We start from the raw sequence: 9077 nt of genomic DNA, 5'->3' as shown, positions 1-9077 counted from the left end.
GCACTACACGCTGCCGATGCGCTGCGATACGGCGCCCTTCAAGGACAACAATGTTCGAGAAGCGATCAAATACGCAATGGATCGTCAGCTTTTGCTGGACCGTGTTCTTTATGGATTCGGCTATCTGGGCAACGACCACCCAGTTCCAAACAGCCTTCGTGACTTTGCTACTCCAGCGGAACTGCCACAACGGGCTTACGATCCGGACAAGGCGAAGTTCCATCTCAAGAAAGCCGGTCTCGGCAGCCTGAAGGTTCAGCTCAACACCTCCGAAGGAGCTTTTACAGGCGCCGTCGATGCGGCTGTTCTCGTCCAGGAAAGCGCGCGCGCCGCGGGCATCGAGATCGAAGTCGTACGTCAACCAAGCGATGGCTACTGGAGCAATGTCTGGCGTGCGAAGCCTTGGGTCGTGTCCTATTGGAGCGGACGACCCACCGCCGACTGGATCTTTACCGAAGGCTACTACAGTGCCGCATCCTACAATGACGCTTTCTGGGCCAATGAGCGGTTCGACAAACTTTTGCTGGAAGCGCGTGCCGAGCTGGACCAGACGAAACGCCGAGACATGTATGTGGAGATGCAGCGGATCGTCAGCGGGAACGGGGGCCAGTGCATCCCGGTCTTCGCAGCCGACATACTGGCCAAAAGCGACAAGCTCGCGCATGGTCCTGTCGCCGTGAACTGGGACATGGACGGGTATAAGCTGGCGGATCGCTGGTGGTTCGCCTGACCTTGACAGATAGCGGTTGTCCCGACCGGCCTTACCGAAGGGGACATTATTGCGGCATCGTATGGCTTACGGCCAACACCATGGGGCGGCTTCTCAGGCCTTATGCGGCCTTTCTTTCAGGCCCAAAGTCGGCAAAATGGAGCGACTGTGCTGGGTCAGCCGGATGGATGCGGCCCGAATCTCATGCCCCATAACCGTGGTGACTGCCTAACTAACGCTTCTGAACCCCTTCGGTCCGTTGATCTTGACCTGGGAGACGAGGAAACTGTCCAGCAATTCAGGTCAAATGCGATGCGGAGAATTTCTCTGTCTAAGGCACAAATTCAGATGGCGTGGAATACACCAAGGAGTGATCGAGCTCGCCGTACTGCCCACAACGGCAGGAGGTGCCTAGCTCCATTTTCCACCCATGATCTTCGGAGGTGCTTGTGAATTCCATCGCGCGCCTAGTCCTGCGTCGCCTGGCGATTGGCATCGCACTGTTGCTGATCGTCTCGCTCCTGGTATTCTTTGCCGTCGAATTGCTTCCCGGCGACATTGCACAAGTGCTTTTGGGCCAATCAGCCACGCCCGAAGCGATTTCCACCCTGCGAGAACAGATGCATCTCGACCAACCGGCCTGGCTAAGATATGTGCACTGGCTCGGCGGCTTTGTGATTGGTGATATGGGCAAATCGCTGGCCAACGGTCAGGACATTGCCAAAACTATTTGGCAGCGGCTGGGCAATACAATATTTCTGGCCGCGTTTGCTGCATTTATCTCAGTTCCCATCGCGCTAGGCCTCGGGATTCTTACTGCCATTTGGCGCGGTTCAATCTTTGATCGTTTAGCCAATTCCTTTGTCCTTGCCGCGATCTCCACGCCCGAATTTTTCTTAGCCTACATCCTTATTGGCGTACTCGCGGTCAAGTTCGGCCTGTTTCCCAGCATCTCCAATATCAACGACGGGCTGCCGTTCTTGGAACGGCTTTACAGAACGGTCCTCCCAGCGATCACGCTTACTCTTGTTGTGACCGCACATATGATGCGCATGACCCGGGCCTCTATCATTAATATTCTGTCCACTCCATATATCGAGATGGCACAGCTCAAGGGATTACGACATAGCGTGATCATACTCCGCCATGCTTTATCCAATTCATGGGTGCCCATCATAAATGTTGTGGTGCTCAACCTTGCCTACCTGATTACCGGTGTCGTCATCGTCGAGGTCGCCTTTGTTTATCCCGGCCTTGGGCTGCTGCTGGTCGACAGCGTATCCAAGCGCGATGTGCCCGTTGTACAAAGTTGCTGCATGATCTTTGCTGCAACCTACATATCACTTAATCTCTTGGCCGACATTCTGTCCATACTTGCCAACCCGCGCGCACAAGAACGAGGATGACGTGGGCATGACGAGTCAAAGCAGAAACAAAAGGTATGTCCCCTGGCGGATACGCATCGCCGTTTCGGTGATCGCGGTCTATGTTCTTGTGGCCTTGTTCGCACCGCTTCTTGCCCCTTACGGCCAGACCGAGATTGTCGGACGGCAGTTTATGGGCTGGAGCAGCCATTATCTGTTGGGAACAGACAACCTTGGCCGGGATGTCGCCAGTAGATTGATCTGGGGTGCACGCAATTCGGTCGGTATCGCGCTCGTTACAACGCTCTTGACTTTTTTCATTGGCGTTGTCTTCGGGCTGCTGGCGGCTGCGCTGGGTGGCTGGATTGATTATATCCTGTCGCGGATCGTGGACGTCATAATGGCGATTCCATCGTTGATCGCCTCGCTGATGATGCTGACGATCTTCGGCACGTCGGTCCTGACGCTAGTGCTCGTCATCGCAGTGCTCGAATCCACGCGCGTCTTTCGATTGGCGAGAGCTGTCGCCTTGGGGGTGGTGGTCCAAGACTATTTCATAGTAGCAAAGATGCGCAAGGAACCCGCGCTGTACCTGATCCGGGAAGAAATCCTGCCCAATGTCCTGCCGCCGCTTGCGGTCGAATTCGGACTCCGCTTCTGCTTCGTGTTCCTTTTTATCAGCGCGCTCAGTTTTCTTGGGCTCGGCCTGCAGCCGCCGCTGGCAGATTGGGGCTCGATGGTCCGTGAGAATGCGATGATGATTTCCTTCCTCATCTTCACTCCATTGATACCCGCCGCGGCGATTGCAGTTCTCACCATCGCTATAAATTCAGTTATGGATTGGGTCCTCGACCGATCGCGCCAGTCCCGCCTATAGAATGAGGCGACAATGGCTGCATCCAAGGCCCGCAGTAAAGGGAGAGATTTGATGCCGGCAAAGAGAAGGCCTCCCCCAAGACAATTGAAACAAATGGCGCGGCTCGCCGGAACCGGGACGAGTTCTTGCAAGATGCGGTCGTATTAGGAATCGCGCGCGTTACGTAGCCATATATCGAAGTATGGCCGCTAGTGATTGACGGTCCGGGTAGGCAAAGCTTGGTGAGATTTATCGCGAAAACTGCGTTGCAACCGATCCGCTGTCACGTGGATCGCCTAGTGGCCGAATGACAGGGGAAGCCTGAAGATATGAGACTCAGGGACTATGCTCGGCACGACGCTGTGGGGCTAGCAGAACTCGTGCACAAAGGCGAGGTGTCGCCGCTGGAGATCATCGAGGCCGCGCTAGCCGCCGTGGATTGTATCAATCCAGAGGTCAATGCAGCCTTTTTGATCGATGCCGAGCGTGCTCTTGACGCGGCCCGCGAGGTCGATAATTCCGCCCCTCTCGCTGGCGTTCCGTTCCTTATCAAGGACGTGAACGTCTTTGTCGCGGAATGGACGACCACTTTCGCATCACGCTTCTTCAGAGAGGCCCAGCCCAAGGGCGATAGCGAAATTGTCAAGCGCTGGCGCAAAGCGGGCCTGATCTTTCTGGGTAGATCGAACACACCCGAATTTGCCGAGGATGCCGTGACCGAGACTACCTGGCGTGGTATCACCTACAACCCTTGGGACAAGCGCGTTACGGTCGGCGGCTCGAGTGGCGGTGCGGCGGCAGCGGTAGCGAGCGGCATGATGCCGGTCGCCCATGGCACGGATGTAGGCGGCTCCATCCGAATTCCAGCAGCTTGCTGTGGTCTTTTCGGGTTGAAGCCAACACGTGGTTTAAATCCGCTCGGCCCCCACTATGCGGAGCTTGGCGCTGGCCTCAATTCGGACCACGTCATCTCACGTTCGGTGCGTGATAGTGCTGCTTTGCTTGACGTGACCGCAGGACCAGAACTCGCCGGACGATACATGGTGCGAAAGTCGGTGCCCTCATATCTCGCAGTACTCAAGGAGCCAGTCGAAAGGCTCAGGATCGCGTGCGTCACGCGCGCACCCGGCGGTGTCACTGTCGATGCTGAAATCCTTGCTGCAGTCGATGAGGGGGCGAAACAGCTGGAGGCGCTAGGTCATCACGTTGAGTCGCATGGTTTCCCATCTCTGCTGGATGAAGACATCGGCTCATCGTCTCTTTGGATGATGGATGTTGCGGGGGAGGTCACTCAGCGCGCTAAGGAGATAGGCCGTGGACCCGTGCGCAATGAGCTGGAGGCCGCGAGTTGGGCCATCCTGCAGAAGGTGCGGCGCATGACCGCGCTAGAGCTTGCCGAGACACGTCAGCGCGCACATGAAGCGACAGTCGCCATGGCACAGCATTTCGCGGATTTCGATATGATCCTCACGCCGAGCCTAGCCACTCTACCGCCAGCGTTGGGCGTGATCGACGGAAGATCGGCCAATTTCGAATATGAGGCCTGGATCAAGGCTGGCCTCAGCTTTGCGCCCTTCTCGGAGATCTTCAACGTCACCGGCCAACCAGCCGCGTCGCTGCCGCTATCGCATGCAAAAAACGGTCTACCGATCGGGATTCAGCTCGTCGCGCGCCAAGGCCAGGATCACTTACTGCTGACCCTATCCGCGCAGCTTGAAGCGGCCAATGGTTGGCTCGACCGCCATCCGCCGATTTGGGTAGGTGCAATTCAGAGCTGAGATGGTCCCCACCCTTGTCCATACTTTTCCGAGTGTCTCAGACGAGGTGTTTCAACAGCTTCAGAAATACGAGAACGCGAAGAACGGCGTGAGCGCCTCCATGCGCCGTCGACGAGCTGCAAAACAATCTCGCACTGTTCTTTTTTCCGCATCGTGCGGCAGATAGAGTGTCCCGATCTATACTTCGTTCAATTCTTTGTAAATTTCCAATTTTCGGCGATCTTCGCAAAAAACATTCTGTTAAACTTGGTCTGACTACTGCGAGAATCTACTCACCCTTTCGGTTTAGCGCCTGGCGGCCGCCATTGCATCACGAAACGCGAGCGTCACGAAGTCCCTTCCCTGATCGCTGCTCTGTCCTCTCTCCGTCTGGACGGCTCTCATCTCATTGGTCGTCGTAAGGATGTTGGACATCGAATTGGCGTGCGCGATTGCTGGTTCACTTCCCACCAATTCCACGTCCTTGTGCAATAGGTACACCTGGAAGCGATACACCTGCGCCACAATGTCACCGGTGCTGCCTTTGTCGACAGCATCCACGCCCTCGAATTCGATCGGCGCGTCGAAATCGCGGATGGGAAGAACTTTGTCGTCGAACGTGTTTGACGATCCGGAATTTATCAAGGGCGTCCACGAGCTGTTTGATGGCCTTCGGAAGATTCAGGACGACGAGGTCCAGAAGCAGTTTCCCGACCATATCCGCATGCCGGTGACGAAAGCCATCTCCGGAGAAGCGTTGGCGCGCATAGCGTATGAGGCGGACGGCTATCTGTTCAATGCCGATGATGCAATCGCTGCAGAGGCGAAGGAGATCGCAGCATCCATTGCGCGACCTCGGCGACATTGCCGATGACATCTCGTTCTCCGAAAAACGGACCGATCAGCAGGAAGTCGACGGAATGTTCAGGCAACTCGAGGAGCTTGGCGCGGGCTGCTACCTCGCATTCCGCACAACCAAGTTGGTAGCAGCCAATTGGGTCGACAAATCGGCGCTGCCTTTCACGATCGGCTACCTGACGGTTGTTCCTTCCAAGAAGGTTCTGTCCGAGATGATGGTCCCACGCCGCGGTTCCTAGATCCGTAGCGATGTAGAGGCTGTCGATGATGGCCCGCCAAATCAAATGTCCGTCATTGCGGCGGTATCGATGGCTTCGTAGAGCGTAGCGATGCCGCTAACGGCATCCTCTGCCCGGCGCATGTTGGCTTTGAGCTGATCTTTCAGCGCGCCAACCAAGAGGCCGGCGAGTTGCCTTAAACGCCTCGGGCAGCTCTCGTCGAGCAATGTTTTCTCGCTTCAATGCCGCGCTAGTCTCGACTTGTCCCGCGCGGTACCACCTGACGATTGCGCCGCTGGTGCCGGCAACTGAAATGGCCGCGGCTGGACTATTTCCTCAACCCGAGCGCCCGCAGCAAGGCATCGACTTGACCGAATGCATCCTGCTGCCACTGATCAGGGGTCCGCTCACCGAGTAGGTCTGTCTCTTCAACGAACTGGCGAACACTTGTCGGACCGAACCCGTCCACCTGGTCGAATTTGCCGTTGATATATCCGAATCCTTCTTGGCCTTCCTTCACTGCGAGGACGGGCTCGCAATCCTTGGCTAGGGCTTCGATCCCTCCGCCATAATTGCGCACACAATAATATATGTCGTAGGCGTCCTTGCGCTTCAGCCGGTTCTGGATGGCAAAGCCTTTCATCGCGAGCAAGGCGGGAATTGATGCGACAGCGATCTTGACCTGATTGGTACCGCCGCCAGGCATGTCGCCTGTTATTGCGACGTACTGATAAAAGCGAAGAGCAAGCTCCGCGCCATCCGCTCGCTGAACCGCAAATTTTTCGATAAGCGGCGGCCGGTTCTTGACAATCTTGGCGTCGATCGGTCGCAAGAAATCGACTATCACGTCGATGGCTTCACCGCCATCTTTGGCAGGCACATTGCGGACGAGCTGGAAGGCTCGCAACTCGTCGCTCTGCTTGTAGCCGTTTTCCATCAGCGATTCGACGAGCTTGGCATACTCGCCGTCGCTTAGCGCCTCTGCATCAAGCCCGAGATCGACATCGAGCGTACCGACATGCCGCATCTCATCGTTCTCAAGCAGGAGCCAGGGCACTGCGCCACCGATAACGGCAAACTTGCCTTTGAAACTGCCGAGGATCTGGCCGATTTCGAGCAGCACGGATTTCACCGCCTGGGTGGTGCGGTCATCATATTCAGCGGCAGACTGCGCTTCCGGAACGGCTACACGTGCCATTTGAGTTTCTCTTTCCGCAAGTACTCCGCCGCTTCCCTGCCGCGTTCTCCCGCTACCCAGAGGTCAAGATAGGTCTGCACTGGGCTGGTGGTGGAGATCCCTGGGGAGGGCTCAATGGTATCGAGCAGCGGGCCCGTGTCCTTTAGGACCGTAACCACAACATTCTCGCCGCGGGCGGCTGAACTCAGATTGAGGGCGGTACGAGCCCGCTCGAGACCATTGGCACTGGCGTAGAAAAAATGTGTTCCGGTACGCGCATACGGAGCTAACCACTGCGCTGCCGAAAACGACGCCAGCGCCATCTGGCTCAATGATGGATCAGGCTCGCCGTTGCGCCGAATGACTTCGTCGAAGGCCTTTCCGTGCAACGTCGTGTAAAAGCCCATTCGCCGTCCGGCGGGTGGTTCGTACACGTCCCGCCAAGCGTCGAGAAGATTATCCGGCTCCGTCAGCGATATCCCGTCTTCGCCGATCTTTGCCCATTCCCGCGCGATAAGCGCGGTGCGCATGTTGCTTACATGGCCGAGGCTCACCTGAGCGCGCTCTGCGAGCTCGGTTACACGCCAGAAGTGGCCCGGGTTGCGCAACATGGTTCGCAAGACCTGCGCCGACTTCGGTTTGAAGATCGATTTAACCTCTCGCCGTTCGGTGGCGGGCTTGGTGGGGACGACGCGTTCGACAAAGACTCCATCAAACGCAAGGCGGCAATTGCCCTCAAAGTCTAAAAAGCTGACGCCGGCCTCGGTGCAGATATCCCGCGTCTGCGGCATCAGAAACGGAGCAATGAAAACCGGAACAGCATGTTTTTCGCTCAGCCCAGCCGCTGCTCGATGAAGCTGTGTGATCGCGTCCCTGGCGTGCCGAGGCTGTCCGGTCGATTTGACTTCGCAGAGGAGAACATGTCTGGCCCCGAAAGCGCGAATGTGGGCGATCAGATCGATACCTCGGTCGGGACCTCCGGATGGGGACGCCTCGATTCTATCGATCTTGATCGGAGGAATGGACGCGAGCAGTCTTGTCAAGGCTTGCTCGGCTTGTTCTTCTACCTCCTTCAGCGAACTGGGCGCTTTCAGCATTTGCTGAAAATAGCACATTTACTGAAACGATGTCCAGGAACTTTCACTGGAAATGCAATTTTCAACACTTGCTGAAATGCCTATCTTCGGTGAAATCCAGACTCGATTGGGTCCGTCGCTAGACAGCATTCGAGGGAAGAGGCGCGCCAGCGATGGCGCTCTACGCTTAGGCGGGTAAGCCACTATCATTCGGCTGCATTCTTTTGAAGCTTCTCGAAAACAAACAGCTTGCCCTTGCGCACGCTTTCTTCGAGTGGGCTCGCATTCGCCAGATGTGCCGCAATCGCGCTGGCCAGCATGCACCCCGTCCCGCGCATCGACGCGGCAAGGCGGGGCATGTCGAAGCGGATTGGTTCTTGATCGTGGCGCAACAGAATATCGGTAGATCGGGGTCCCGCTGCATGGCCACCCTTGATCAGAATGGCCTGCGCGCCGGCGGCCAAGAGTTCCTGGCCTTGCCAGACCGCGTCATCCTCATCGATCGCTTGCTCCGCGCCGATAAGAAGCGCCAGTTCGATGAGATTGGGGGTGACCAGACGGCAAAGCGGCATCAGATCACGCCTCATGATCGCGACGGCGCCGGCTTTCAGGAGCGCCCGGCCTGACGTGGAGGCCAGCACCGGGTCGAGTATCGCCGGCACGCGCGGATTTTCGCGCAGCACGGCGGCAACGGCAAAGATGATCTCGGGGCTCGCAAGCATGCCGATCTTGATGGCAGCCACCTTGTTCGCCTGCAGCGCGGCGCGCATCTGGTCGGCCACCAGGCTTGGTGGCGATTGATGGATCTCCTTGACGGCCTCGTGCGTCTGCACCGTCAGCGCGGTGACAGCCAGCGAGGTGCGCACGCCAATGGAGGAGATCGTCTCGATATCGCGCACAAGTCCGGCACCCCCGCTGGAGTCAGACCCACCGATGACAAGCACATAAGGGTCTCTCCTCAGCGCCATCGGCCTGTCTTTTCGATCCATTCTCGCGTGCGCGCCTCGGGGTCCTCGTTTCGCGTGATGTCGGTGACCACCGCCGCGCTGTCCGCGCCCGCCG

At 57.3% G+C, this 9077-nt stretch carries 10 protein-coding genes and 1 pseudogene; 6 read left to right on the top strand and 5 right to left on the bottom strand.

Features of this window, described 5'->3' with window-relative positions; all coding sequences use genetic code 11:
* The 6 genes from OHD58_RS30175 to OHD58_RS30150 form a co-directional block, all read left to right on the top strand.
* Positions 1–730: ABC transporter substrate-binding protein (locus tag OHD58_RS30175; RefSeq protein WP_263807266.1), on the top strand; the 730-nt coding region annotated here is incomplete at its 5' end.
* A 428-nt stretch (positions 731–1158) separates the two neighbouring features.
* The gene (locus OHD58_RS30170) at positions 1159–2115 is read left to right on the top strand and encodes an ABC transporter permease (RefSeq protein WP_263807265.1); all 957 of its coding nucleotides are present in this window, start codon (positions 1159–1161) and stop codon (positions 2113–2115) included.
* Between the two features lie 7 nt (positions 2116–2122).
* On the top strand, positions 2123–2950 hold the full coding sequence (locus tag OHD58_RS30165) for an ABC transporter permease (protein ID WP_263807264.1): 828 nt from the start codon (positions 2123–2125) through the stop codon (positions 2948–2950).
* Positions 2951–3258: 308 nt separating this feature from the next.
* A complete protein-coding gene (locus tag OHD58_RS30160; RefSeq protein ID WP_263807262.1) occupies positions 3259–4707 on the top strand; it encodes an amidase in 1449 nt (482 codons plus the stop codon).
* Between the two features lie 505 nt (positions 4708–5212).
* Positions 5213–5560: a hypothetical protein gene (locus OHD58_RS30155; RefSeq protein ID WP_263807261.1), complete on the top strand. Its 348-nt coding sequence runs from the start codon at positions 5213–5215 to the stop codon at positions 5558–5560.
* The gene (locus OHD58_RS30150; protein WP_263807259.1) at positions 5532–5783 is read left to right on the top strand and encodes a hypothetical protein; all 252 of its coding nucleotides are present in this window, start codon (positions 5532–5534) and stop codon (positions 5781–5783) included. Before OHD58_RS30155 ends, OHD58_RS30150 begins: the two co-directional genes overlap by 29 nt.
* 41 nt (positions 5784–5824) lie before the next feature.
* Here OHD58_RS30150 and OHD58_RS30145 read toward each other — a convergent pair whose 3' ends face one another.
* The 5 genes and pseudogenes from OHD58_RS30145 to OHD58_RS30125 form a co-directional block, all read right to left on the bottom strand.
* A complete protein-coding gene (locus tag OHD58_RS30145; RefSeq protein ID WP_263807257.1) occupies positions 5825–5989 on the bottom strand; it encodes a hypothetical protein in 165 nt (54 codons plus the stop codon).
* A 101-nt stretch (positions 5990–6090) separates the two neighbouring features.
* Positions 6091–6960, bottom strand: a complete 870-nt coding sequence (locus OHD58_RS30140; protein WP_263807256.1) for a nucleotidyl transferase AbiEii/AbiGii toxin family protein — start codon at positions 6958–6960, stop codon at positions 6091–6093.
* The gene (locus tag OHD58_RS30135) at positions 6948–8054 is read right to left on the bottom strand and encodes a type IV toxin-antitoxin system AbiEi family antitoxin (protein ID WP_263807255.1); all 1107 of its coding nucleotides are present in this window, start codon (positions 8052–8054) and stop codon (positions 6948–6950) included. The genes OHD58_RS30140 and OHD58_RS30135 overlap by 13 nt, the downstream gene beginning before the upstream one ends.
* A gap of 167 nt (positions 8055–8221) precedes the next feature.
* Positions 8222–8983 carry a bifunctional hydroxymethylpyrimidine kinase/phosphomethylpyrimidine kinase gene (thiD, locus tag OHD58_RS30130; protein WP_263807254.1) on the bottom strand — a complete coding sequence of 254 codons (762 nt, stop codon included), beginning with the start codon at positions 8981–8983 and terminating at the stop codon, positions 8222–8224.
* A pseudogene (locus tag OHD58_RS30125) lies at positions 8974–9077 on the bottom strand (thiamine phosphate synthase); the annotation flags it as partial. The pseudogene OHD58_RS30125 and the gene thiD, both read right to left, overlap by 10 nt.

It is taken from the genome of Mesorhizobium sp. ZC-5 (genome assembly GCF_025753855.1).
In the GTDB taxonomy this organism is placed as follows: Bacteria; Pseudomonadota; Alphaproteobacteria; order Rhizobiales; family Rhizobiaceae; genus Neomesorhizobium.
Note: the sequence above shows the minus strand (reverse complement) of the source record. Positions and strands in the feature narration are given on the sequence as shown.